The sequence below is a fragment of the Streptomyces sp. CT34 genome (assembly GCF_000805335.1).
Lineage (GTDB): Bacteria > Actinomycetota > Actinomycetes > Streptomycetales > Streptomycetaceae > Streptomyces.
In genome coordinates this window covers 33,138-56,482 of record NZ_KN708638.1, presented here as the reverse complement: position 1 = coordinate 56,482, position 23,345 = coordinate 33,138, and the positions used below count along the sequence as shown (strand labels likewise).

The 23,345-nt window shown below is 68.0% G+C and carries 23 protein-coding genes and 3 pseudogenes; 18 read left to right on the top strand and 8 right to left on the bottom strand.

Going from position 1 to position 23,345, the window contains the following annotated elements; translation table 11 throughout:
* Positions 1-194: 194 nt before the first annotated feature.
* From RZ84_RS00375 to RZ84_RS00350, 7 genes are all read left to right on the top strand, one after another.
* Positions 195-1,010: an SDR family NAD(P)-dependent oxidoreductase gene (locus RZ84_RS00375; protein ID WP_043262646.1), complete on the top strand. Its 816-nt coding sequence runs from the start codon at positions 195-197 to the stop codon at positions 1,008-1,010.
* Between the two features lie 146 nt (positions 1,011-1,156).
* Entirely contained in the window at positions 1,157-1,450 is a 294-nt protein-coding gene (locus RZ84_RS00370; protein WP_043262645.1) for a hypothetical protein, read from the top strand.
* 194 nt (positions 1,451-1,644) lie between these two features.
* Positions 1,645-3,063, top strand: a complete 1,419-nt coding sequence (locus tag RZ84_RS00365; protein ID WP_043268663.1) for an aldehyde dehydrogenase family protein — start codon at positions 1,645-1,647, stop codon at positions 3,061-3,063.
* Between the two features lie 440 nt (positions 3,064-3,503).
* A complete protein-coding gene (locus RZ84_RS38615) occupies positions 3,504-3,668 on the top strand; it encodes a hypothetical protein (RefSeq protein WP_157878706.1) in 165 nt (54 codons plus the stop codon).
* Positions 3,669-3,779: 111 nt separating this feature from the next.
* Entirely contained in the window at positions 3,780-4,160 is a 381-nt protein-coding gene (locus tag RZ84_RS00360; RefSeq protein WP_043262644.1) for a hypothetical protein, read from the top strand.
* Positions 4,161-4,174: 14 nt separating this feature from the next.
* Complete coding sequence (locus RZ84_RS00355; RefSeq protein ID WP_043262643.1) at positions 4,175-5,878, top strand: helix-turn-helix domain-containing protein; 1,704 nt, start codon at positions 4,175-4,177, stop codon at positions 5,876-5,878.
* Entirely contained in the window at positions 5,878-6,465 is a 588-nt protein-coding gene (locus tag RZ84_RS00350; protein WP_043262642.1) for a hypothetical protein, read from the top strand. The genes RZ84_RS00355 and RZ84_RS00350 overlap by 1 nt, the downstream gene beginning before the upstream one ends.
* A gap of 1,235 nt (positions 6,466-7,700) precedes the next feature.
* Here the strand turns inward: RZ84_RS00350 and RZ84_RS35720 are convergent.
* Positions 7,701-8,526: pseudogene (locus RZ84_RS35720) on the bottom strand (IS5 family transposase).
* 107 nt (positions 8,527-8,633) lie between these two features.
* On the opposite strand from RZ84_RS35720, the gene RZ84_RS37675 reads away from it, so the two are divergent.
* Positions 8,634-9,448 (top strand): IS5 family transposase gene (locus RZ84_RS37675; RefSeq protein WP_198540106.1). Its coding sequence is split into 2 segments (ribosomal slippage): positions 8,634-8,979 and positions 8,979-9,448, totalling 816 coding nucleotides; the frame shifts between segments, so codons are not numbered across the junction.
* Positions 9,449-9,503: 55 nt separating this feature from the next.
* Here RZ84_RS37675 and RZ84_RS38610 read toward each other — a convergent pair.
* A complete protein-coding gene (locus RZ84_RS38610) occupies positions 9,504-10,061 on the bottom strand; it encodes a hypothetical protein (protein WP_157878705.1) in 558 nt (185 codons plus the stop codon).
* Between the two features lie 176 nt (positions 10,062-10,237).
* Between RZ84_RS38610 and RZ84_RS00320 the strand changes: the two genes are divergently transcribed.
* On the top strand, positions 10,238-11,509 hold the full coding sequence (locus RZ84_RS00320; protein WP_198539915.1) for a pyroglutamyl-peptidase I: 1,272 nt from the start codon (positions 10,238-10,240) through the stop codon (positions 11,507-11,509).
* A gap of 36 nt (positions 11,510-11,545) precedes the next feature.
* Here the strand turns inward: RZ84_RS00320 and RZ84_RS00315 are convergent, their stop codons facing one another.
* Positions 11,546-11,755 (bottom strand): hypothetical protein, encoded by a 210-nt coding sequence (locus tag RZ84_RS00315; RefSeq protein WP_043262638.1) that lies wholly within the window; start codon positions 11,753-11,755, stop codon positions 11,546-11,548.
* Between the two features lie 608 nt (positions 11,756-12,363).
* Here RZ84_RS00315 and RZ84_RS00305 point away from each other — a divergent pair.
* Entirely contained in the window at positions 12,364-12,837 is a 474-nt protein-coding gene (locus RZ84_RS00305; RefSeq protein ID WP_043262637.1) for a GNAT family N-acetyltransferase, read from the top strand.
* A gap of 27 nt (positions 12,838-12,864) precedes the next feature.
* Here RZ84_RS00305 and RZ84_RS00300 read toward each other — a convergent pair whose 3' ends face one another.
* Positions 12,865-13,077 (bottom strand): hypothetical protein, encoded by a 213-nt coding sequence (locus RZ84_RS00300; RefSeq protein ID WP_043262636.1) that lies wholly within the window; start codon positions 13,075-13,077, stop codon positions 12,865-12,867.
* A 111-nt stretch (positions 13,078-13,188) separates the two neighbouring features.
* On the opposite strand from RZ84_RS00300, the pseudogene RZ84_RS40225 reads away from it, so the two are divergent.
* Positions 13,189-13,371: pseudogene (locus tag RZ84_RS40225) on the top strand (hypothetical protein); the annotation flags it as partial.
* A gap of 254 nt (positions 13,372-13,625) precedes the next feature.
* Complete coding sequence (locus RZ84_RS35450) at positions 13,626-14,165, top strand: hypothetical protein (RefSeq protein ID WP_043262634.1); 540 nt, start codon at positions 13,626-13,628, stop codon at positions 14,163-14,165.
* 36 nt (positions 14,166-14,201) lie between these two features.
* On the opposite strand, the pseudogene RZ84_RS37670 reads toward RZ84_RS35450, so the two are convergent.
* Positions 14,202-14,968: pseudogene (locus RZ84_RS37670) on the bottom strand (IS5 family transposase); the annotation flags it as partial.
* Positions 14,969-15,082: 114 nt separating this feature from the next.
* On the opposite strand from RZ84_RS37670, the gene RZ84_RS00280 reads away from it, so the two are divergent.
* Positions 15,083-15,799, top strand: coding sequence for an N-acyl homoserine lactonase family protein (locus tag RZ84_RS00280; RefSeq protein ID WP_043262632.1), 717 nt, complete (start codon positions 15,083-15,085; stop codon positions 15,797-15,799).
* 155 nt (positions 15,800-15,954) lie between these two features.
* The gene (locus RZ84_RS00275; RefSeq protein WP_043262631.1) at positions 15,955-16,191 is read left to right on the top strand and encodes a hypothetical protein; all 237 of its coding nucleotides are present in this window, start codon (positions 15,955-15,957) and stop codon (positions 16,189-16,191) included.
* 416 nt (positions 16,192-16,607) lie between these two features.
* On the opposite strand, the gene RZ84_RS00270 is transcribed toward RZ84_RS00275, so the two are convergent.
* A complete protein-coding gene (locus tag RZ84_RS00270; protein WP_052229631.1) occupies positions 16,608-16,952 on the bottom strand; it encodes a hypothetical protein in 345 nt (114 codons plus the stop codon).
* Between the two features lie 57 nt (positions 16,953-17,009).
* A complete protein-coding gene (locus RZ84_RS40220; protein ID WP_241777467.1) occupies positions 17,010-17,501 on the bottom strand; it encodes a hypothetical protein in 492 nt (163 codons plus the stop codon).
* 475 nt (positions 17,502-17,976) lie between these two features.
* On the opposite strand from RZ84_RS40220, the gene RZ84_RS40215 reads away from it, so the two are divergent.
* Positions 17,977-18,174 (top strand): hypothetical protein, encoded by a 198-nt coding sequence (locus RZ84_RS40215; RefSeq protein ID WP_241777465.1) that lies wholly within the window; start codon positions 17,977-17,979, stop codon positions 18,172-18,174.
* Between the two features lie 125 nt (positions 18,175-18,299).
* A complete protein-coding gene (locus RZ84_RS00260; protein ID WP_241777464.1) occupies positions 18,300-18,728 on the top strand; it encodes a hypothetical protein in 429 nt (142 codons plus the stop codon).
* Between the two features lie 373 nt (positions 18,729-19,101).
* Here RZ84_RS00260 and RZ84_RS00255 read toward each other — a convergent pair whose 3' ends face one another.
* Entirely contained in the window at positions 19,102-19,728 is a 627-nt protein-coding gene (locus tag RZ84_RS00255) for a CGNR zinc finger domain-containing protein (protein WP_043262629.1), read from the bottom strand.
* Positions 19,729-19,767: 39 nt separating this feature from the next.
* Between RZ84_RS00255 and RZ84_RS00250 the strand changes: the two genes are divergently transcribed.
* Positions 19,768-20,622: an alpha/beta fold hydrolase gene (locus RZ84_RS00250; protein ID WP_043262628.1), complete on the top strand. Its 855-nt coding sequence runs from the start codon at positions 19,768-19,770 to the stop codon at positions 20,620-20,622.
* 1,325 nt (positions 20,623-21,947) lie between these two features.
* Positions 21,948-23,342, top strand: a complete 1,395-nt coding sequence (locus RZ84_RS38605) for a hypothetical protein (protein ID WP_043262627.1) — start codon at positions 21,948-21,950, stop codon at positions 23,340-23,342.
* Positions 23,343-23,345 lie beyond the last annotated feature (3 nt).

The following is a 23,345-nucleotide window of genomic DNA, read 5'->3' as shown; positions in this document are numbered from 1 at the left end:
AAGCCTGCGCCGTCACACCATTCCACCGATTCATCGCCGCTTGCTCGCTGTCGCCTTTCGCCGCGGTCGTTCCTGGCCCCGCGCCCAGCCGGGGTGCCGACGGTGGCTGCCCCCGGTCGGCCCGGCGGTGCCGGCGCTTCGTATGCTCGCGGTGCGGGGAACCGGAAGCTGACCATCTTCGGAGGCGAACGACCATGTCGGAACAGCGTGTTGTCCTGGTGACGGGCGGGGGAACGGGAATCGGGGCCGCCACCGCCGGGCTGCTGCGCACCGCCGGGCACCAGGTGGTGATTTCCGGGCGGCGGCCCGAGCCACTGCGCCGGGTGGCCGAGGAGACCGGAGCGCTGGCCCACCCTTCCGACGCCGCCGACCCCGAGGCCGTGCGCGAGCTCGTCGAGACGACGGTCGCGGCCTACGGGAGACTCGACGGTGTGGTGCTCAACGCCGGAATCGGGCGGGGCGGCGCGGTCGGCGACACCGCGGTCGAGGACTGGGAAGAGCTGATACGGACCAACCTCACCGGCCCGTTCCTGCTGCTGCGTGCCGCGCTGCCGCATCTGCTGGCGGCCCGCGGCGCGGTGGTCGCGGTCGCCTCGGTCGCCGCGCTGCGCAACAGCGTCGGCAACGCCGCCTACGCGACGTCCAAGGCGGGTCTGCTCCACCTGTGCCGCTCCCTCGCCGTCGACTACGGGCCGCAGGGGCTGCGGGCCAACGCGGTGTGCCCGGGCTGGGTGCGCACCGAGATGGCCGACCAGCGGATGGCGCGGTTCGCGGCGGAGGCGGGGCTGGCGGGCGGTGCCGAGGCGGCATACGAGGAGGCGAACCGGCTGACTCCCGCCGGGCGGCCGGGTGATCCGCAGGAGGTCGCCGAGGCGATCGACTGGCTTCTGTCGCCCGCCGCGTCCTACGTCAACGGGGCCGTCCTCACCGTCGACGGCGGGGTGACCACGGTCGGCGTCGGCGGTGCCGCCTTCGACCACCGGATCGAGGCGCGCACCCCGCGCCGGTAGCGGACTGAGGCGCGTACCCCGCGTCGGTAGCGGACTACCGGACAGGCCCGTTCCACAGGGCCCCGGCGGGGCCGGAGCCAATGCGGGGCCAGAATCCATGGCCGGGGCCAGGGCCCCAGAAAGAGGCTGGGCTGGATGGCGCCCCAGTGGCGGCCGTGCTCGTCGCCGGGGATTTCGATGGCGGGGGTGTGGGCGAGGCGGTGGCCGACCTCAGCCCACTGTGGTCCGGTCAGGGCGCGGTCGTCGGGATGGGGCAGGATGTCGATGCGGAGGATGGCGCGTCGATCGCCCTGGCAACTGGCGGTGAAGGGGTGTTCCCACAGCGGGTCGTCGAGGGGGTCTGTCCGGCGAACGGCCCTGCCGGAACACTTGCGTTCGTCGTCGACGGGGAACTGAGCCCCCGTTCACGGACCGCCGTGGACGGGGCTCGTATGCCTTGACGCGCCCGCGGCAGGGCCGGCCGAGCACCGAGTGATCACGAGTGTGCTCGACGGGCTGCATACTCTCCCAAGCCCCGGCTGAGTAGTGCCAAGGAGTATCGGCCCCTCATGAATCATCGCGGCTGGTGTGTCGTACGGTTTCCACGGCTGTGTTTCCGCTGCCGCCCGACGTATGGAGGAGCATGAGCATGTTTGTGAATGCACGCGATGAGGTCTTCATCGGAGGGGACTGGCGATCTGCGGCAGGAACAGGCGTCATTGAGGTCGTCAACCCGTCGGACGAGCGAGTCATCGGAGCTGTCCCGGCCGGTTCTGCAGCCGATGTTGATGCTGCAGTCAGCGCGGCTCGTTCGGCACTGCCGGGGTGGGCGGCCACCGCGCCCACTCGCCGTGCCGAGTTACTGGCTGCGTTGTCCGACGAACTCGCTGCATGCCAGGATCAGATGGCCTCACTCATCACAGCCGAGGTGGGAACCACCATCGGGTTCTCCCGCAGGGTGCAAGCCGGTCTGCCGGTCACCATGACGCGCTTGCATGCTGAGCTTGCGGCCGACTTCGTCTTTGAGGAGCGCGTTGGCAACTCGCTCGTCCTGCTTGAGCCCGTCGGAGTCGTGGGCGCCATCACACCGTGGAATTACCCGGTGCACCAGATCGTCTGCAAGGTTGTTCCTGCACTCGCCGCTGGCTGCACGGTGGTCCTCAAGCCTGCGGAGTTGACGCCTCTTTCGGCCCAGTTGTTCACCGAGTGCGTGGTGGCCGCAGGCTTGCCTGCGGGGGTTTTCAACCTGGTCACCGGCACGGGAGCGGAAGCGGGGGAGGCACTGGTGCGCCACCCTGGGGTCGACATGATCTCGTTCACGGGTTCCACAACTGTCGGCAGGCACATCGGGTCACTTGCCGGCGCTGATGTTAAGCGTGTGGCCCTGGAACTTGGCGGCAAGTCCGCCAATGTCATCCTCCCCGGAGCAGACCTCGCACAGGCTGTCCGCGCCAATGTCGCTGACGTGATGCGCAACGCTGGGCAGTCCTGCAACGCGTTGACGCGCACGTTGGTGCATGACGATGACTATGAAGAAGCGGTTCGGCTTGCCGTCGAGGAGATTGCTTCCTATGTTCCCGGCGACCCGGCCGATCCCGGCTGCCGCCTGGGCCCTGTGGTGAGCAGCGCCCAGCGGGAGAAAGTCCGCGACTATATCCGTCGTGGCGTGGCAGAGGGCGCCCGTCTCGTCGCGGGTGGACCTGAGGACCCCGAAGGACGGGACAAGGGCCACTACATCCGCCCTACAGTCTTCGCTGACGTCACTGCCGAGATGAGCATTGCTCGCGAGGAGATCTTCGGCCCTGTGCTCTCGTTCATGAGATACGAGGACGAGGGGGACGCTCTGCGCATCGCCAATGACTCCGACTACGGCCTGGCGGGGGCCGTCTGGGCGGCCAAGGAGGATCAGGCAGTCACCTTTGCGCGCTCGATGGAGTGCGGCCAAGTGACGGTCAACGGCGGGGCGTACAACCCGCTCGCTCCCTTCGGCGGCTACAAGCAATCAGGCGTCGGGCGAGAACTCGGCAAGCACGGGCTCATGGAATTTCTCCAGACAAAGTCGCTACAACTCTGACAGTGATGATGTACCTGGTGACGCCGCCGGCGGGCCTGCCCCGAACTCTGACCGAACCCTTGTCATCCCATTACGGCGTCGGCGCCGCCTGTTCCCCGGCTGCCGGATCCACAGACGCTGCACAGCAGGGGGCAGCCGCCCTGCACCGTGGTCCTGGACCGCGGTGACGATGTGAGGTTCACCCGGGCCGCTCTGGCCTGGCATGATCCGGCGGCCGGAGGCGTCGTGTTCCCCCACGGTCACCTCCATCACCTCTGCCGGCCGCTGTCTGTGGCACGACATCCTCCAGGCATTCGGCGGCACCACCACCGCGCGGTCGAGGGGGCTTCGCGCGACCCGGCAGGAGCAGGAGCGTGCGGTGCATGCTGCCCTGCCGGCTGCTGATGCATGCCAGTTGACGATTCTGCGCGCCCACCGGATCGGGACCGGCCTGTGCGGTCTTGGTCCACCTGCACCGCACCACCCAGGCGGACCCGGTTGTGGTGCACCACGCCGAACTGGACGACCTCGCGCATCTGCTGCGCCACTGCGATCACCGCTTCATCGACACCTACGCCGGAATGGAGAAGCTGCACCCACCTGCGGCGGCGTCCGCGAAGTCTTGACCGGGCGAGTGGCGGTGACGGTTTTCCGGCACAGGACGAGCTGGTCGACCTGCTTCGCGAACGAAACAACTTTCTGTTGTTTCGTTGTGTGTTTGAGGTAGGGTGGCCCGTATGTCAGCAGACTCTCGGGAAGCAGCTCGCCGGCGGCTGGCCGCGCTATCGGACGATCCCGCCGCCGAGTCTCCCGCCTGCGATCTGGAGCAGGATGCCGCCTTGCTGGGTCGACTGCTGGCAGCTGCCGCCGACCGGCGGCAAAACGACGGCAAGCAGGGGGACATGACAGATGAGGTGGCCGCGGCGCTGAGTCTGTTCGATCAGATGCGCCTGGCGCTGGACCAGTTGGAGGCGCAGGTGGTGGTGGAGGCGCGGCGTTGCGGGATGGACTGGAAGCAGATCTCCCGGCACCAGGGTTTCAACTCCTCCCAGGCCGCCTCGCAGCGCTATCAGCGGCTGACCACCCGTCTCGAAGAGATCCGCCAGGGCATCCGATAGGAGAGAAGCAGCAGATGACCGATCAGCCGCGGGGATTGTTCGACGCCATCGACTCGCTCCTTCAAGCTGTCGACGACAACACGTTGCTGCCCGCCCCGCCCGAGCGGGTCCGCTTGCGCGAGGCAGCTGGTCTGACCGAGGCTTCCGTCGCCCAGGCCCTGGGGGTGCGGGTCCAGAGCATCCAGGCGTGGGAGGCGGGCCGCGCCGAGCCCAAGGGACAGCGTCTGGAGGCGTACCGCAAGTTGCTCGACGGCCTCGCCCACCGCTTCCCGGCACCCTCCCCACCGCCGGCTCCGACGACGGATGTCCGGCCGGAAGGCGCCGCCGCACCGGCGCCCGAAGCCGGTGCTACTGGCGCGACTGACACTGTCGGCATGGCACCGGCGACCGAGCACCAGCAGCATCCGTCCGGCCTCGACCTGTCCAAGTCCCCGGTTCCGCAGGCGCCCGTGACTGCCTCTCAGCTGCCGCAGACGGCGTGGCGTGCGGACGGCCTGGTGGTGCAGGGCGAGCCGGAGGCGTGCATCCGCTGCGGCGTGGTGACCCCCTTCAAGGCCACCGACGGCCGCTCCCTCCACCCCGGTGCGATGTGCCAACCTCCCACCGCTACGCCTCCGGCAACCGACGTACCCCAGTACGCCGGCTCCCCGGCCCCGGCCACGGTCGCACCGGAATTGCCTTCGCAGGCACCGGCTCGAGTACCGTCGCGTCCGCAGCGCCGAGCGAAGTCAGCGGCCCGCGCTCAGGCGGAGACCACCGGCCTCATCACCCGCGCCGTGCACGAGGAGTTGGAGCGCGCCGAGGGCGACGCCGACGCCGCGCTGCAGGCCCTGATCAAGCGCGCCATCCCTGACGTCATGGCGATGTTCGACGAGACCCGGGCCACCGCCCGCTATCAGTACACCGCCTATCCGTCCCTGCCGGACATCCTGCACAAGCCGTCGAAGCGGGAGCCGGGCCAGATCTGGGAGGCCCGTCCCAACTTCCACCACCCCCACTACTCCCTCAAAGCCCCCGGCGACATCCGCGTCACAGCCCTCGACGCCAACGCCGCCTATCTCTCCGCCCTCAAGTGCTGGCTGCCGATCGGGAAGTTGGAGCACTACACCGGCAGCGACGGCGTGGACCCGAAGCGGTCCGGTGTCCACCTGATCACCCCCGCCGAATGGCATCATCCGCACCTGCCCGACCCCCTCGGCGACCGTGAAGAACCCGGCGCCCTGTGGATCACCGACGCAACCCTCCGCCTCCTGCTGCGCCTGTCCGGCCCGAAATACGGGCTGATCGCCTCCCCGACCGTTCACGAGTCGTGGACGTCGGGTGCGACGGAGAACTTCCTCGACGCCCTGCGCAAGGTCCTGGCCGCAGCTCGCGAGACCGCCCTCGCGCAGGAGGACACGATCACCGAGGGCTATGTGAAGGCGATGTATTCGAAGTTCGTTTCGACGATGGGGGAGTCGATCCACAACCGCGAGATCCAGCGGCCGGACTGGATGCACATCATCCACAGCCAGGCATACGCCAACCTCTGGGGCAAGGCCTACAAGGCCCACCAGGCCGGCCTGGAGGTCATCGCCATGATGGGCACCGACGAACTGCACGTCACCGGCGACTGGCGCCAGGTCTTCTCCGAAGGCCGAGGCCTGGCCCAGATGAAGGTCAAGCACAGCGACGCGAAAGCCTCGGGTGAGTACACCGTCGGCCAGGTGGCGCGCTGATGGCCCAGGATTCCCGTTGGCGTAGGATCGGCCATTACGGTGCCAGGGCGCTGCCCGGCTGGGTCTGCGTGGCCGAGGGCATCGACAAGATGGTCACCGGAATCGAATCGTCCGTGACGTCGGAACGCGGCTTGGCGGCCCGCCTGCGCTACCTGACCGCCTCCGATGCCGGCTACGAGGCCATGGACCGCGCCGGCATCCATGTTCGTCCCCGCACCCTGATCGCCTGGCTCGCCGAGGAACGCACCCCCAGCAAGGCCAACTTGGCTCGCCTCGACAATGCCTACTGGAATCTTCGGCGCCGGAACGTGGTTGCCGATCTCAAGCGCCGGCTGGCCAATCGGGGGCGCGGTACCCGTATTGAGATCGACCCGGCTGACCAGTCCCAGGTCGACCCCCGCCACCGCCGTGACGTCGAAACCCGCTCCATCAACGTCCGTGGCACGGTCTGGGACCGGGCCGTCGATGCCTGGATCGCCCATGACGCGCGGGAGCTGGAGGCGATCTGGGACGACATCATCCAAGGCGGTCTCGGGACCGACTGGGACGCCTACACCTACGTCTCCTCCGTCGGCTGGGCCGCCTGATCACCCCTCGTCAGATGTACTCATCGGCGGCCTGGTCGTGTGCGGGGTGTATCCGATGGTCTGCTCGCCTGCCCCGAGCTATGCGTTGGAAACCGAATAGATCGTGTAGTTGAAATCCCCAACGGATTTGTTCGGATCTACCACTTCGCTAGCCCCCGTGCAGTTGGAATCACTCCACACCCGCAGTGGCCTCCCGGTCGCATTGGTTATGGATTGCACCACGGCCGCCGTATTGACGCAATCTGTGGGTGTCGTGGTGTATAGATTCCGCGGCTTTTCGAAGGAGGGGTTTTGCCATCCGCACACATATCCCAGATCGCAGGCACCGTCTCCGGCCGGGGCCACGGCTGGAGCGGGCGAGTTGCGGGGACCGGTTGCGTTAGCCGCAGTCGCAGGCACGGTGGCCAATGTGGAGGCGGCCACAGTGGCCGTAACGAGACCCAGCAAGAGACGTTTTTTCATGAGACCTAACTCCTATTCGAGTCGGAGCGAGCAAGCTTATCCAGATTTGCTCGACGATCGTGTCGGCTAACGATGCTTTGGTTGAAGTCGATCGCTCTCCCGCTCTTGCACGGGTCGACTCCGACGAAGGAAACGTTCGGAGTGGGCCGTACACCCGGCGCCGGGTTGAAGGTGGCGGCCGTGCCGCCCCGTACGGTACGCACGACAACCGCAGTTGCTGCGTTGCATTACCAACCATGACGAACGCCGCTGGAATGACGATGAAATCGTGAGCTGCCTGGCAGCAGAACCGCTCGGACGCGACGACATGTCGGTTGGTTCGCCGTTCGATAACGGCACCCATAGGTCCGGGAGAATGCCGGCCCCTTGCGCGTGACCGCGCCGTGCCGCCTGCCGGCCGGGCCGGTGCCGTTCACACGGTAACGGCCCGTTGCACCCCAGAGGCCTTGGGTGTTCCACCGGGCTGAGCCGACCCGGCGCAACGCGGTACGAGCAAGGGCCACTCGGCTGAGGCCGGCCTCTGCCGCCGGACGGGGTGAGCCCGGCGGCAGAGAGCCCTGTGCCCTACTTCCGGGAGGGGAGGTTGATCTGGATGCCTCCTCCCAGGGATCGATCCGGCGGCGATGAGGTCAGCGCCCAACTCCCGGTGTCGGGTCAGGGAGAGGACCACGCCGGTGGTGCAGCACACTGCGGACGGTCGAGACCTACACGAAGAAGTGCCTGGCAACGGGCATGGACGCCACGCGCTACGAGATCGGTGTCACTTAGAGCTCCTAACGCAACACGGTTCGCAGGCGTCGCCAGCGGATGAGCGAGCAGGCGAGTTTGAGGAACGCTTCGTGAATGTCGTCTCGGGTTTCCCATCGGATGCGCAGGCGGCCGAACCAGTGCAGCAGCGCGATCGTCTGTTCCACGACCCACCGCTTGGTTCCGAGCCCGGAGCCGTGGTCGGTACCTCGTCGGGCGATGACCGGCTTGACGCCCTTCGTCCGGACCTGGCGGCGGTAGCAGTCGTGATCGTAGCCGCGGTCGGCATAGATCTCCTTCGGCCGCTGGCGGGGCCGGCCGCGTTTGCCTCGGATGGGCGGGACCGCTGCCAGCAAGGGCATCAGCTGGGTGACATCGTTGCGGTTTCCGCCAGTCAGTGTCACAGCCAGCGGGATGCCGGTGGCGTCGCAGATCACGTGGTGCTGGGAGCCCGGCCGGCCCCGATCGACCGGGCTCCGTCCGGTTTTGGGCCGCCCTTGAGCGCCCGTACGTGGGAGCTGTCGATCACCGCCCGCGACAGGTCCGACGGTCGGTGGCCCGCAGCTCGTCCAGCAACACCTCGTGCAGCCGTTGCCACACCCGGGCGTCGTTCCAGTCCCGCAGCCGCCGCCAGCAGGTCATCCCCGAGCCGAACCCGAGCTCACCAGGCAGCCATTCCCACTGGATACCTGTGTAGAGGACGAACAAGATGCCGCACAGCACCTTGCGGTCCTCCAGCGCCTTCTTGCGTCCCGGCCGCCGCTCACCATCAGGTGACGATGGCAGCAACGGCTCGATTCTCGACCACAACTCATCATCAACCAGCCATGGTTGAGGGTTCCGCTTGCCCATATCCAAGCAACCGACACAACCGTCCGAAGGACACGGCTACCGGTGTTGCGTTAGGAGCTCTAAGACGTCGTCTCATTTGGTCTTGTTGGTAGCCTTGACTCGTGCTGATTGAGGAGCGTTTGGTGCCGGACGAGTTGTACGACGTGTTCCAGCGGGTGGTGCCGCCTACTCCGTCACGGCCGCAGGGTGGGGGCCGGCGCCGATACGGTGACCGCGAGGTACTCGCGGCGATCATCTTTGTGGCCACAACGGGCTGCACCTGGCGGCAGTTGCCGCCGGTCTTCGGGCCGTCGGGACCGACCGCGCACCGACGCTTCACCGAGTGGTCCGCTGCCCGCGTCTGGGCGAAGCTACACCGGCTGATCCTTGATGAGCGGGGCTCGCGCGGTGATCTGGACTGGTCGCGCTGCGCGATCGACTCGGTGAACATGCGAGCCCTCAAAGGGGGGAACTGACAGGTCCGAATCCTGTCGACCGGGGCAAGAAAGGCTCAAAGATCTACTTGATTACCGAGCGGACCGGTGTACCCGTGTCCATCGGTATCTCCGGCGCCAACCTCCACGACAGCCAGGCCCTCAAGCCCCTCGTACGCGGAATCCCACCCATTCGCTCCCGCCGCGGCCCGCGCAGACGACGCCCCGCCAAGCTGCACGCGGACAAGGGCTATGACTACGACGACCTGCGTCGATGGCTCCGCAAACGCGGCATCCGGCACCGAATCGCCCGCAAGGGCATCGAGTCCTCCACCCGACTGGGCCGGCACCGCTGGACCATCGAGCGCACCATGTCATGGCTCGCCGGCTGCCGCCGCCTCCACCGCCGCTACGAACGCAAAGCCGAGCACTTCCTAGCCTTCACCGCCATCGCCTGCAGCCTGAATCCGCTACCGCAGACTCACCAAATGAGACGACGTCTAACGTGAAGGGCACGGAATATCCGCTGCGCCGCCCGTCCGCAAGGCGGAGCATCTCTTGAACTCACCAGGCCGGAAAAGTGCTGCCCGGCGTGGAGAATTGCCCGGCGCGATGGGCTGCTGCATTGTGCAAAGCGGCGCCTGTGCTGCGCGAAAAGTCCCGGAAGACCTTCCCAGCGAACCGGTGTGTCCCCGCAGCCAAGGAGTGATCACGACGACCGCGTACACCGCTGCAACGCCCCACCGGGCCGACGTCTCCGACATTCTCATCCAGGACGTGGTGGCCACGGCGGGGCTCACTGTCGACCTCGAGGCGACAACGCGTGAACAGGCGCTGTGCCGAGTGCTCGCCGTACCGGCCGATGTGGTCGAACACCAGCTGATGGTCGGCGGAGGCGCGGTTGCGCCAGTCCAGGACCTGCTCCCGGGTGAGGTCCTCGAGGACCAGGTCCTGGTCTACGTTGACGTCGGCGGGCTCCGGCTCCGGGGCCGGGGTGACGGCGGTCGGGCGGGGCGCGGGCCACACGACCGGAGTCACCGGCACGGCCGGGACTTCGTCCTCGTGCCGCGCGACCGCGGCCTCGGCGCGAGCCGCCTCGCCGCTGGAGCGCCGACGGATCAAGGGCGGAACTCACCGTCGAGGTGACGCTGATGGTGAAGGCGGCCCATCTCTACTGGTTGCGGTATGAGTTCGAGGCTCCTGAGCCACACCCCATGGCGTAGGCCACTTCCGTCACGCGATACTGCAGCGGTCCGGCAGTGCGCGCGCCCCCACAGCGACGGAAGGACCCAAGTCCCTTGAATTCCCTACGTGTTCGGATCGGCATCCTCGGCATGGCCCTGCTGACGGGGCTGGCGGGGCTGGCGGCACCCGCGACCACGGCGGCGGCCCGGGCCGCTCAGGGCGCCCCGACCCCGACCGTCGAGGAGCAGCGCCTCGACAAGGCGGCGCCGCAGGAGATACTGCGACGCTCCGGATTCGACTCCGTGGACGCGGACTTCGTCCGCGACCTGACCCGGGCGCACTCCTTTGAGCAGGCCCGCGGCATCGTCGTACGGGACGGTACGGCGCTGTGGCGGCGCGCCGTCGACCGGGCGCAGGGGCGGGGCCCCTCGGGCGGCGACCTCGGCCGGGACGACGACCGGCCGCTGTACTGGGCGCGGCTCGGGATGACGCGGGACGTGCGCACGTGGGAGCCGGGCTTCGGGCTCGGTGACGCGCAACGCTCGTCCCTGCTGGACCAGTTGGAGCGGACCTCGCGCGGCCAGACCGACATCCGCTACCCGTCGCGCGCCACGGGCATCAAGCGCATTCTCGTCACCGGCTTCGACCCGTTCACACTGGACCGGGACATCAGGATCTCCAACCCGTCCGGGGCCGTCGCGCTCGCTCTCGACGGGACGGTGATCCAGACCGACTCCGGTCCGGCCCGCATCGAGGCCGTCACGTTCCCGGTGCGCTGGCAGGACTTCGCGGAGGGGACGGTGGAGCGGACGCTGGCGCCGTACCTGCCGAAGGTCGACTTGTACACGACGGTGAGCCAGGGCCGGGTGGGCCGCTTCGACGTCGAGCGGACGAACGGGGCCTGGCGTGGCGGCTCCCCCGACAACGACAACATCAGCAGCACCGGGACGATCCCGGTCGCCGCCCCGGCCACACAGCCGCAGTGGACGACGACCACCCTCCCCTACAAGGCGATCGTGACCGCGCACACCGGCCGGTTCCCGGCCTACGACCACACCGAGGTGACCGAGATCCCGGCAGGGAGCACCGAACCCGTCGTACGCCCCGGCGGCCCCACCCCGGGCTCCACGGCCCGTGAGGGCGGCGGCGGCAACTACCTCTCCAATGAGATCGCCTACCGCGCGACCCTGCTGCGCGACCGGCTGGGCCTGCACGACACGCTGCCGGGCGGGCACGTGCACACACCGGTGCTCCAGTTCGGCGCCGGCAACACCGATCCGGCGACCGGAAGGATCACGGATCCGCAGTTCGTGCGGAACCGGCTGGACATCATTGCGCAGCTACGGTCGATCCTGACGGTGGCGGCGCATACGACGCTGAAGTGACGTCGTCCCCGCCCGCCTTCCCGTCGCCTCGCGAGGTCAGTGGGTGTCGCTGGTGTGGTGGGGCCGGGTGCGGCTCCACCATCGGACGCCGAGTCCCCAACCGATCAAGATGATCAGCGCGAGGATTTTTCCCTGCCACTCCGAGGCGGCGCTGAAGGCGAAGCCGCCGATGGCGGTGCCGATCAGAGTCAAGGCGAGGACGGTATAGGTGTGCGCATCGGTACCGCGCTGGTTGTACTGCTTCACGTGCCCAAGCGTACTTACCAACTGGTGGCGCCGGAGATGGCCCCTGCGAGGGCGAGGTGTGCTTTCCGATGAGCCAGGTGGTTGATACGCAGTCAGCGAGTAGGCGCGGAGGTGCCTCGGTCGTCCAGGTGTAGGCCGGCGCACCCCGGGCAGGGGGTGCTGAAGAACGGATCACGGACAACGGGGAGAGCACCATGCACGGCGGCGGAGGATTCAGCGGGGGCGGCCACCACGGGGGTGGATTTGGCGGGCACCATCACAGCGGTGGGTTGGGCCACCACGGCCACCACCATCACACCGGGGACGCACAGGGCTTCGTCTCGATCCCCGCTTTCCGGCGCCGTGGGTCATCGGACCGTTCCACGGGAGTGGATCCCAAGCACGCGCTACTGGCCGTCGGCGTGGTGACGGTCGTCGGCCTCGTTGTGGGGATGCTGGCGGCCCACTAGGGCTGCCTGACGAGTCGGTAGCGGCCCGCTTCGCGGATCGTCCGCCAGGTGCTCGCAGTACGGGGGCGGGCATGGTCGGCTTCGACCAGTGCTGTGACCGGCAACGTTCACCGGGTCAACCGCTGGATCGAGTCTTCGCTGGCCTTGTAGGTTCCCGACGTGAGTGATGACGGCAAGACTCGGATCCGATTCGCGGAGGAGGCAGATGCCGCCGTGATCGCGCGCATCCACATGACCTCTCGGTCGGCGACCATGCCCTATCTGCCGCCGCAGAAGCGCAGTCACGAGCAGGTGACCCAATGGGTCCAGGACGTCCTGCTCATGCAATGCCGTACCTGGGTCGCAGTGCGTGATGCGGAGTTCATCGGCTATGCGGCCCTTGACGGTGGCATGCTGGAACACCTCTATCTGCGCCCGGACGTCCGTCGGCGGGGAATCGGCACGCTACTGCTCGATGAGGTCAGGCGGCACAGCTCTGACGGGCTGTCCCTGCATGTCTTTCAGCAGAACACCGACGCCCGCGCGTTCTACGAGCGCCACGGTTTCATCGTCCTCGACACCAACGATGGTGACCGCAACATGGAGAACCTGCCCGACATGACGCTTCGCTGGACACCGCACAGCATTCAGTAATCCGTACCGCCCGGACAAGCCGAAGGCTCACGCCGCAGCGGCGAGGGGGCGTCCGCCCCAGTGGATGCCCTTCTCGCTGCGGATGCGGGCGCGTTCCTTGCGCTGGGCGGCGAGTACGTCGGGGTGGCGGGCGTTGGCGTTGGCGATGTGCCGGCGCAGGTAGCGGTGCAGAGCCCGGGTCTGTGCGGGGGGGGGCTGCGGTGGTGGGAGTTGGGCCAGGGTGCCCCTGGCATGCAGCAACCCAGTAACGCAGCAGCGCCCCCGTCGGGCTCTCTCCCAACGAGGGCACCTCGTTGCGTTTCCCCAGGTCAGAGACAGAGTGTTTTGCCCACGTTGTACGAGAAACGCCCCATGACCGACGCCACCCGGCGCACCATCCGCACCGTCGTGCAGACCACCGTCGCTCTCGCCGTCCCGCTCCCCGCCATCGTCGACGCCGCCGGCATCCCCGCCTCCCTGCCGTGGGTCGCCGGCGGCCTCGCCCGCGTCATGGCCCTGGCCGGAGTACAGGCACCGCTCCCGTCGTGGCTACGGAGGCTTCCGCCGCATCCCGGCCGGCGCTTTCGCCAGCTCCGGACAGGGCGTTGGGACGGAGCGTCTGCGCCTGGCGCGGCAAGTCGATGCCCTGACCCGCTCGGGGTGTGGGACGGCTCCCGGACGGCCACTCGTTGGCGACGGCCAAGGACGCGGCGCGTCGCTAGGTGACTGCGACATATTTCGCATTAGCCTCCTATGACTGTACGAAGTCGCTATATCACGGATTGTATCCTTCGACCACCGGAGAAAAAATGCGCAAGCTTCAGAAGGCCGCCGTCATGGCCGCCGCACTCGGCAGCTTCGGCTTCCTCGGAGCCGGCATCGCCTACGCCGCCAGCGGGAGCGGCGGCACCGATTTCAACGTCAAACAGGCAAACTCGTGCCGGTCGAACGACGCGGATGTTGACGCTCTCGACGACGCCGGCATCGCCAACGGCCTGGCGGGCAACGCACTCGACGGTGAGGGCACCGCAGGTGCGCAGAGCGCCAGGGTGGGCTCATCCATGAGCTGCGTCAACAGCGTCGCCTTCAAGGGAAGCAAGGGCGGCGACGAAGGCAAGGGTGAAGGTTCGGAGGGCAGAGAGAGCAACGGAAACAAGGGAGGCGACGCACGCAAGGGCGGAGGCTCAGAGGGCAGAGAGGGCAGAGAGGGCAACGGAGGCAAGGAAGACGGGGGAAGCACACAAGGCGGGGCAAGCCCAGCACACACGGAAGGTGGGGCACAGCGGGGTACGACACCTGGGCCCGGTCTCCGCTACACGGTCCGGACGGAGACCCTTTCGACCTCTTAGACGTCGTCTCATTTGGTGAGTCTGCGGTAGCGGATTCAGGCTGCAGGCGATGGCGGTGAAGGCTAGGAAGTGCTCGGCTTTGCGTTCGTGGCGGCGGTGGAGGCGGCGGCAGCCGGCGAGCCATGACATGGTGCGCTCGATGGTCCAGCGGTGCCGGCCCAGTCGGGTGGGGGACTCGATGCCCTTGCGGGCGATTCGGTGCCGGATGCCGCGTTTGCGGAGCCATCGACGCAGGTCGTCGTAGTCATAGCCCTTGTCCGCGTGCAGCTTGGCGGGGCGTCGTCTGCGCGGGCCGCGGCGGGAGCGGATGGGTGGGATTCCGCGTACGAGGGGCTTGAGGGCCTGGCTGTCGTGGAGGTTGGCGCCGGAGATACCGATGGACAGGGGTACACCGGTCCGCTCGGTAATCAAGTAGATCTTTGAGCCTTTCTTGCCCCGGTCGACAGGATTCGGACCTGTCAGTTCCCCCCTTTGAGGGCTCGCATGTTCACCGAGTCGATCGCGCAGCGCGACCAGTCCAGATCACCGCGCGAGCCCCGCTCATCAAGGATCAGCCGGTGTAGCTTCGCCCAGACGCGGGCAGCGGACCACTCGGTGAAGCGTCGGTGCGCGGTCGGTCCCGACGGCCCGAAGACCGGCGGCAACTGCCGCCAGGTGCAGCCCGTTGTGGCCACAAAGATGATCGCCGCGAGTACCTCGCGGTCACCGTATCGGCGCCGGCCCCCACCCTGCGGCCGTGACGGAGTAGGCGGCACCACCCGCTGGAACACGTCGTACAACTCGTCCGGCACCAAACGCTCCACGATCAGCACGAGTCAAGGCTACCAACAAGACCAAATGAGACGACGTCTTAGTGCTGTGCGACGAGCAGATGTGCGAGGAACGCGGACAATGCAGAGAGTGCTAATGGAGGAACGATGCGCCTGTACCTGTTACGACTCGGTACCGTCCGGCCACGCGGCCCCCTCGCCGAAGTACCGGTGCCCGGTTACCTGATCCGGCATCCGGGCGGCACGAACATCTTGGTCGACACCGGCGCGGCAAGGAACATGGTTGGCGACGAATCGGCGGCCTTCGCCGTCGGCGAGGACGAGCATGTCAGCGCGCAACTCGGCCGTTTGGGGCTGAACGCCGAGGACATCGACATCGTTGTGTGCACCCACCTGCACCCAGACCACTCGGGGTCGAACGATCTGTTCCCGCAGGCTCGATTCGTCGTGCAACGACGGGAACTGGAAGAGGCTCGCGCGTCGACGGAGATGAAATACACCTGGATGCGCGAGCATTGGGACGCGCCGGGATTGACCTACGACCAGGTGGACGGTGACGTGGAACTGCTCCCCGGCGTTGAGTTGATCGACAGCCACGGGCACAGCGCGGGACATCAGTCGGTGCTGGTACGGCTTGCCAACAGCGGACCACTGCTGATCACTGGTGACGCCGTCCCCAGCGCCGACCACACCGATCCGGAGTCGCGCCCGGTCAGCGACGTCTTCGACCACGACGGCGAGGCAGTGCGAGCGAGTACGCGCAAGCTGATGAATCTGGCTGCCCGGGAAAACGCGTTGGTCGTGCACAGCCACGACCAACAGCAGTGGGGCACTCTGCGCATCGCGCCCGAGTTCTACGACTGACGGCACTCTCACTGAAGGGGACACAGGTTACCTCAACCGTGGCTGATCCGGCTCCGGATGTTTGGCGGAGGCCAGGACAGTGCAGGTCGGCAGCGGACCCACCGCACCCTGACATGGATTTGTCAACGACTGGGGGCAGCGGCGATGCTCTTCGCGTGAGCCTCCCCCATCACGCAACGGTCGAGATCGCGTCCGGCATACTCGGCATCTTCAGGGGCGTCCACACCGTCGGTGGCCTGTATTTCGTGCTCGGCCTTTTCGGCGCCGTGATCCTGCTGGTACTCGGCGTCGCCGCCTTCCAGTTCCTGCGCGAGCGCTTCCGCTCCTGGTTCGGCACCGGCAGCGGCGACGAGTCGCCCGACACGCCCTCGCAGAACTCCCAGCGCTCGTAGATCGGGTCAGGTGGCGACGTCGAAATCGTCCTGCCGCCTGCGGATCTCGAACCACGGCAACTTCGCGTAAAGCGACACGACCTGTGTGGGACACGGCAAATGCAGAGATAACCGCGGACGTGATTCCGCGCGTCCAGGCTCCCGTCGTCGAGCGCCGTCCGGCCGATGCTCAGGAGGTGCCGCTGCCTGAGGTGTGCCCGAACTGCGGCGGACAGATCGACAAGCGCCAGGAGCGGTGGCGCTGTGCCAAGGGCACCGCGTGCGGGCTGCTCGCGCTGATCGAGTACGCCGCCGAACCGGACAAGTCACCGGCTGCCTCGCCAGGCCCGCCTCGCTGTCGGCCACCTGCCCCGCTTCGGCCCGGCACAGGGTAGTCCCCGCCCCAAGAAGCAGGGCGGGGACTGCTGGGGAGCCGGTCAGTGCAGTTGACGCCCCATCTTTGCGGTTCGCCTGTTCTGTCCCTTGGTGTCCCACCACTCCTCCAACGAGGCGCGAACCAAGTGCACGAGTTGTTGGAGTCGATCAGGGTCGGGGTGGGAGGAGGTGAGGACGTCCACGAAGGACTTGTCGTCCCAGGGCAAGGTGAACATCCAGTGTTCGTCCTGGTGGCCCCGACGCACCACGGCGATCTCGTACGTCAAGGTCGCGCTGCGGTCGGCGTGATGGTGGACCGACAGGCTGGAGATGTCGAATCTGACTTGTCCGTCACCGGTGGTGTATGAGCAGGCCAGGGCTCGCTCTGCTGGCGTCTGATCCACCATGCGAACCATCCACCCTTCGCTTTCGTCAGTGATGGACGGCTTCCCTCCGTGCTGGAGTTAGCACTTGCCGCCGCTGGCCAGGTTTGTGACATTGTACGCGGTGAGAACGTCATTCAGCCCGGCTGGAGTGCCAATGATGGTGCGAAACTTTTCCACCGGCGGGCACTGATTCGTGTAGATCGAGAATCCGCCTCGACCGTTTGGGGCCCCGTTGGCAATGGCGTTGTTTATCTTGCCGTCCATGCCGCTGTTCCAGCCGTGGCGCAGTTTGATGTGTTTCCAGCCCCACGTCGTTGTTCCGCAGCGCAGTGTGTACCTTTGGACCCCGCGGAAGTACTGCCGCACGATGTAGTTGCGGCCGTTGTGCTTGCATGTGGCGTCGACGCTGTTGATGGCGACGCCAGTGGGCCCAGGGGTCTGGGCACTTGCGGGACTGGCCGCGGGGATCGCCAACACAGACACTGATGTGGCGACAGTGGCGGCGAAGGTGATGCCGAGGTTACGGCCCCTGTTGAGGCGTGCGAACTTCTTGCCTATCTGGCCTTTCATTTTCCCCCTTTTCTTTGATCCTGCGCGATCATTTCTAGCAGCTCCGTACTGTTCGGTCGAGCGATTTTCTACCCCCTCGGCTCGAACTGGGCCCTCTGGCCGACACGCCGCAAATCTGAATTGCTTGACGAGTGGGCATCCACAGGAAGCGGACCTCGAAATTCCATTAGTCAGGCCGGCTAAGGCTTGTCCCGAATAAGCGTGAGAGCTGAGGCTTTGCTTGACGGTACGGTCATCGGGTGGAGTCGAAGAAGTTGAACGAGTGCCCGTTGCACGGAGCCGGCTTGCGTCCCAAGTACCTGGTCGGGCGGCGTCTTGAGCAGGTGGTCGCTTCGTGGCACCTGTACGGCTCGGAGGCCCCGTCCGTCCCGTTGGACTGTGGCTGATCGACAGTGAGCAGGTCTCCACCCACGTGACAACCGGGTCGGACTGGTGCCTGATCGTGAAAAGGTCGGCCCCGTGCGCGGGATACGGCATGGCGAAGTTGGGCCGTGTTGAGGCGGCCCCGATCCGCAGCGAGACTCCGTTCGCGGACCACCTCGGCGAGACGATGCGGGCGGTCAGCGAGGAGAGGGACCCGGGCACCGGACGGATCGCGCTGGAGATCACCTTCGACTCCGGCCGTGTCCGGTGCGGTACTTGGTCCGGGGACCTCTGCCTGTCCAGCACGTGATCTGCACGACCCCGCTGGCGGTAATCGCGTGAGGAACTCACGGGGGCTGGTGTGATCACGACGTCGCAGCCGTCCTGGATAGGCCCGTTCACGTGAGCCCGCGCTGTTTCGGCAGATTGGTGATCATGCTGCGCCGTGCCGAGACGGGCGCGAGCAACCGGGTCCTGGCCGTCGGCGCTGTGTCCCCGGTGCGCACGGTGGAGTCCGCCCAGTCAGCCGCGGCCACGCCCAACACGCCGGTGAAGACCAGGGAGATGGCCTCGCCCGACTTCCACCAGGCGCTCGCCGCGCAGCAGGCGGCTGCGCCGGCACAGCTGGTCGACCCGGATATCGCGGAAGCGGTGGAACGGCAGACCGCCGCGATGCGCGCGCTGTCCCGCCGCACGTTCCCTGAACCCGACGTCATCACGGACGATGCGCCAGCCCCGATGGAAGCGGCCCGCGCACAGCGCCGCCGCCAGGCTGCGGCGACCGAAGCCGCTGCTCTCCGACGGGCCCGTGCCGAGCGGGCCGGGAAGGCGCAGAGCCCGCGCCAGCTGGGACAAACCGGATGACCTGACCACGAGTTTTGACCGGGCGTCATCTGCGCTCCCACGATGGTGCCCGCAACATGGCTGAGGTTTCAGAGGCTCTTCCCAACTCCCTAACTGTCAGTACCACTTGGACGCACTCATGCGTCGTGATCCCGATGCGGGTCCTGTGACCACACGGTTTGACCAAGCGCTGCAGGCACTGCCAGGATGACGCCCCATAACCGCATATAGAGGCACTGGACGTTCGAGGTCGTAGCCGAGCTCCCTCACGTACGGTGCAAGCGCTAAGGCGAGGTCGATAGCTCCACCAAAATCCCTCGCTGGCTCTACCGCCGCTGGCTCCCGTTCCCGGCATCCCGGGGTGGGGGCCTCTTTGTCTCCCCACGCACCCCTGCTAGAGACTGTCTCCCCGATCTTCGTGGGCCCGTGACGCCCGGCGACCGCGCTCCGTGTGCAGCCGCACCTTGGTGCGGTTGCCGCAGCGGGACATGGAGCACCAGCGGCGGTTGCCGGCGGGCGAGCGGTCGACATAGCGCAGACCGCACAGCTCGGCGCCGCAGATCCGGACCTGGCGCACTTCGGCGGCCAGGATCAGCCGTACGGCGTCCTGCGCGACGAGGCCGAGTGCGCCCGCGGTGTCGGCGGCGGAGTGCGACGGGGTGGCCGGCACGAGCCTGCCGTTCTCGATCACGGCCTGGGTCGGGGGCTTGGGTGCGGCTGTGGCCGCCGCGTTGACCAGGACCAGGTCGGCGGCGTCCGGGAGCTCGTCCGCTGCGACGGTCCGGGTACAGCGGTCGACGGCCTCGCGCAGTCGGCGTGCCCCGGCCAGGTCGCTTTCGTCGGCTTCCGTGTCTGCGCCGAGCAGTCCGCAGCGGCGCAGCCAGCGCGCCAGGGCCGCCGGGTCGGGGAGCGTCTCGCGTGGGGTCCGCTTGCGGTCCCTGAGCGTATTGACGAAGTCCAGGCAGAGCCGCCCGCCGTCGAAGACCCAATCGTCGGCCGCCGCCGACCCCGTCGCTGTCATGCTGCTAGGTTACGCGCTAACCATCTAAGGGGGTTAGTTATGGAGACTGGGGTCGCCAAGGTCGACGGTCTGCGGATGCACTACCGGCGTGCGGGCTCGGGCCCGCTCGTGGTGCTGCTGCACGGCTGGCCGCAGACCGGCTATTGCTGGCGCAAGATCACGGATGAACTGGCGCGGACCCACACGGTCGTTGCGCCGGACCTGCGCGGCTATGGGCTGACGGACAAGCCGCAATCTGGGTACGGAAAGCGCCGGATGGCCGCCGACATCTCGGAGCTGATCCACGGGCTCGGCTTCGACCGCGCCGCCGCCGTGATCGGCCACGACAGAGGGGCCCGCGTGGCGCACCGCTGGGGCCTCGACCGGCCACAGGAGGTGGAGCGCCTCGCACTGCTTGACATCATCCCGACCCGGGAGATGCTGGCGCGGATGGATCTGCTGCTCGCCTCCTCGCACTGGCACTGGCTGTTCCATCTGCAGCCGGACCTGCCCGAGCGCCTGGCCGGACGCGACGTCCGCGGCTATCTGGAGTACTTCTACGAGCGGTGGACATACAACCGCCACGGCTTGGAGCCCGAGACCGTGGACACGTACGTGCGCGCATTCTCCCGACCCGGCGCGCTGCGCGCGGGCTTCGACGACTACCGGGCCCTGGAGGAGGACCGGGCTCTGGACGACGCGGACTTCGCGGCCGGGCGACGCCTGGAGATGCCGGTGCTCGCACTGTGGGGCTCGGAGGGGTTTCCAGCACGGCTGCCCGCGCTCGACATCTGGCGGGAGTACGCCAAGGACGTCATGGGAGCGCAGATCCCGGACTGCGGGCACTTCATCGCCGAGGAGCGGCCTGGGGAAGTGCTCGCGCACGTACGGAAGTTCCTGGAGCACCAGGGTTGATCTCTTCGATCACAAGCGGAGCCGGGTGAGGAGTGCGGTGACGCTGCCGATGTTCCAGCGGCCAGCGCGCGTGAGTAGTTGACGGTCATCTGCGGCATGGGAACTCCACTCCGGTCGGGGGATCGTGTTGAAGGCCGTACGGGCTGGGGGTGTCAGGTGCGCTGGTGGGAGGCTCCATTGAGGTCAAGGATCGTCCGCGAGGCCATGTTGCCTCCGCGGAGGTGAGGTAGTGCACGGCGGCGCCTTCCTCAGGGGTGCCGACCCGGCCGCGGTGGCTCTGGCTGCGCAGTTCCTCGCCGCGAGGGCGGGCCAGTTGGGGCGTCTGGTGTTCGGTGGCGATGAAACTGGGTTCCACGGCGGTGACGCTGATGCGGTGCGGGGCCAGGGCGACGGCCATCGACTACCCGAACGCGTGCAAGGCGGTCTTGCTTGCTCCGTAGGCGGGATACTCCGGCTCGCCGCGAAACGCCCCGCGTGAGCCGACGTTGACGACGTGGCCGGGGCCTCGCGGTCGATGAGGTGCCGGGCCACTGCCCAGGTGAGGTGTGCGGCGGCCAGGAGGTTGACGTCGATCATTCGGCGTCACACCGTGCGCCACATGTCGAGGGGACTGTCGCGACGGGGTGGTGGGGCACCGCCTCGGGCGCCGGGCGGGCGAAGCCGCCCGTGAACACGGTCACGGTGTGGGTGTGGAAGGACCGTTACGGAGGACTGCGTGCCGCCGACCATCAGTCCCGCCCCGAAGCCTCCGTCCGGCATGTCCCGCTGCCCGACGACACCGGCCCGCTGCAGCGCCTCTACGGCAACCTCACCCGCATGATCGCCGAGCGGGAAGCCGCCGGCGGGCCCGTGCACACCCACCGCGGCACGCTGCCCGTGAGGTTCTGGGAGACACGCGATGGCGACCTGAGCGCCGGCCTCACCCGGCGCAAGGGCGCCCGTCGCGCCCTTGACGCTGCCGGCCGAACTGGAGCCGCTGCGCGAGCTGCACGCCAAGGTGGTGGCGCAGATGAAAGCCCGCGGGATTCCCCGCCAGCCGTGGACGAAGCACAGCAAGCGATCACCATGAGTGCGACGTCCCCGTCGGTGTACGGGAGTAGCGTGCACGATCAACATGGGGCAGTGCGGGAGGGGCTGAAGTGGCGGGACGGTTTCCGGGCCTGGACGACCTGGACATCGCCGCCACGGCGGGCGCGGCGCCCGTCGGGGAGTTGAGGTGCGCACGTACGACGGGCCGAGTGTCAGTGGCGCGTGCCGGACTGGAGGGTGGCCGTGTCCGACCCGGGAGAGCCCCGGAGTGGGCAGCGGCCTCTGGGGAGGGCGACGTGGCGCTGTTCAACCGACGCAAGGGCGAGGTCACCGCGGACGGCAAGCCGGCCTACGAGCCGCTGCTGACCCGGCCGATATGGGAAGGGGCCGGGCGGGACGCCGCCTTCGACGGAACCGAGATCATCGGGGACTACGCGGTGCTGCGCTGGAGCACCGCGTACGGCCCGGTCCTGCTGGGCTACTCGCTCACCAGCGGCAACGGGAGCGTGCGCGCCCTGTCGAGCGCCGTGTTCCGCCGGTACGGCAAGAACGCCCACCAGCACGTCGTGGCCGTCGTCGTCGGCGAGGCGTACTGGGACAACGGCCCCCGGCTCACTGCCCTCGACCTCCTGCCCGGCCCGAAACGCTCCGCCCAGTACCACCCCACCTTCCAGCAGCTGAACACCCTGTTCGGCACCAAGGCCCCGTGGTTCCACAGCGCGCTGCGTGACCGCGACGCCATCACCGCCTGGCGGCCCGGCGCCGCGCCGGCCCTGGTGCCCGCCGACGACGTCGAGCTCCCGGCCGCCGACCTGGCGCTGCTCGCCGTCGACGAGCCCGACGGCTCCCCGGTCGCCCAGGTCGCCTCACACCTGGCCCGCACGATGCGGCAGCGCGCCCACCACGCGGCCGAGCGCTACCTCGAGCACATCGCCGAAGACATCCAGGACGACAAGCACAGCGACTGCCACTGGCTCACCCTCGGCGCCCTGCCACGCCCCCGAGCGCACGACGACGACCTCGGGGAACTGCCCGAGCTGGTCCGCCGGGCTGGATGGCTGGAGCTCACCGAACGCCGGGACGTGCTCGCCTACCGGGTCGCGCACCTGGTCCAGCGATGGGACTCGGGGGAGGACTGGCCCACCGGCGCCGCCGTCGAAGTCCGCCCCACCGAATGCGCGACCGCCGCGCAGTGGGCCGCGACGCTCACCCAAGCGCCGGAGGGGCGGCAGCCCACCGTCCTCGACAAGCTGCTCCTGGACGAGGCCGACGAGGACGCGCAGCTGCTCTACGACCCGGCGACCGACTTGCCCGCCGTCGTCCGCAAGGGCATCCACGGCGACGAGGAGTTCCCCGATAACATCGTCACTGCCGTCCCGCAGCGTCTTCCCGCCCACGCCGAGCTCGAGGCGGTGACCTTCAGCGGCGAAGTCGTCTGGGTCCACAGCGCCGACGGCGGCCTGTGGCTGGCACCCCAACTCGGCGACAACGGCATCAACTACGGCTACGGCGGGAGCGGAGCCGTCACCCTCGCCCAACTCCTCGACCGCCTCCTGGACGACATCACCGCGCCCACCGTCGACCACCACGCCCCCCAACCGCCTGCGGGCCTGATGAAGCTGGTCACCACCGAGACGGAGACGACCGTCACCTACAGCCGCGCCCAGCTCCTGGCCGCCCGCGGCCGCTGACCA

Coding starts and splice junctions, on each gene's coding strand:
- RZ84_RS35450 (WP_043262634.1), top strand. CDS start 13,626: ATGCGCAAGCTTCAGAAGGCCGCCGTCATGGCCGCCGCACTCGGCAGC.
- RZ84_RS00250 (WP_043262628.1), top strand. CDS start 19,768: ATGGAGACTGGGGTCGCCAAGGTCGACGGTCTGCGGATGCACTACCGG.
- RZ84_RS00260 (WP_241777464.1), top strand. CDS start 18,300: ATGCTGCGCCGTGCCGAGACGGGCGCGAGCAACCGGGTCCTGGCCGTC.
- RZ84_RS00270 (WP_052229631.1), bottom strand. CDS start 16,952: ATGGTGGATCAGACGCCAGCAGAGCGAGCCCTGGCCTGCTCATACACC.
- RZ84_RS00280 (WP_043262632.1), top strand. CDS start 15,083: ATGCGCCTGTACCTGTTACGACTCGGTACCGTCCGGCCACGCGGCCCC.
- RZ84_RS00360 (WP_043262644.1), top strand. CDS start 3,780: ATGTCAGCAGACTCTCGGGAAGCAGCTCGCCGGCGGCTGGCCGCGCTA.
- RZ84_RS00350 (WP_043262642.1), top strand. CDS start 5,878: ATGGCCCAGGATTCCCGTTGGCGTAGGATCGGCCATTACGGTGCCAGG.
- RZ84_RS00355 (WP_043262643.1), top strand. CDS start 4,175: ATGACCGATCAGCCGCGGGGATTGTTCGACGCCATCGACTCGCTCCTT.
- RZ84_RS00255 (WP_043262629.1), bottom strand. CDS start 19,728: ATGACAGCGACGGGGTCGGCGGCGGCCGACGATTGGGTCTTCGACGGC.
- RZ84_RS40220 (WP_241777467.1), bottom strand. CDS start 17,501: ATGAAAGGCCAGATAGGCAAGAAGTTCGCACGCCTCAACAGGGGCCGT.
- RZ84_RS40215 (WP_241777465.1), top strand. CDS start 17,977: ATGGCGAAGTTGGGCCGTGTTGAGGCGGCCCCGATCCGCAGCGAGACT.
- RZ84_RS00375 (WP_043262646.1), top strand. CDS start 195: ATGTCGGAACAGCGTGTTGTCCTGGTGACGGGCGGGGGAACGGGAATC.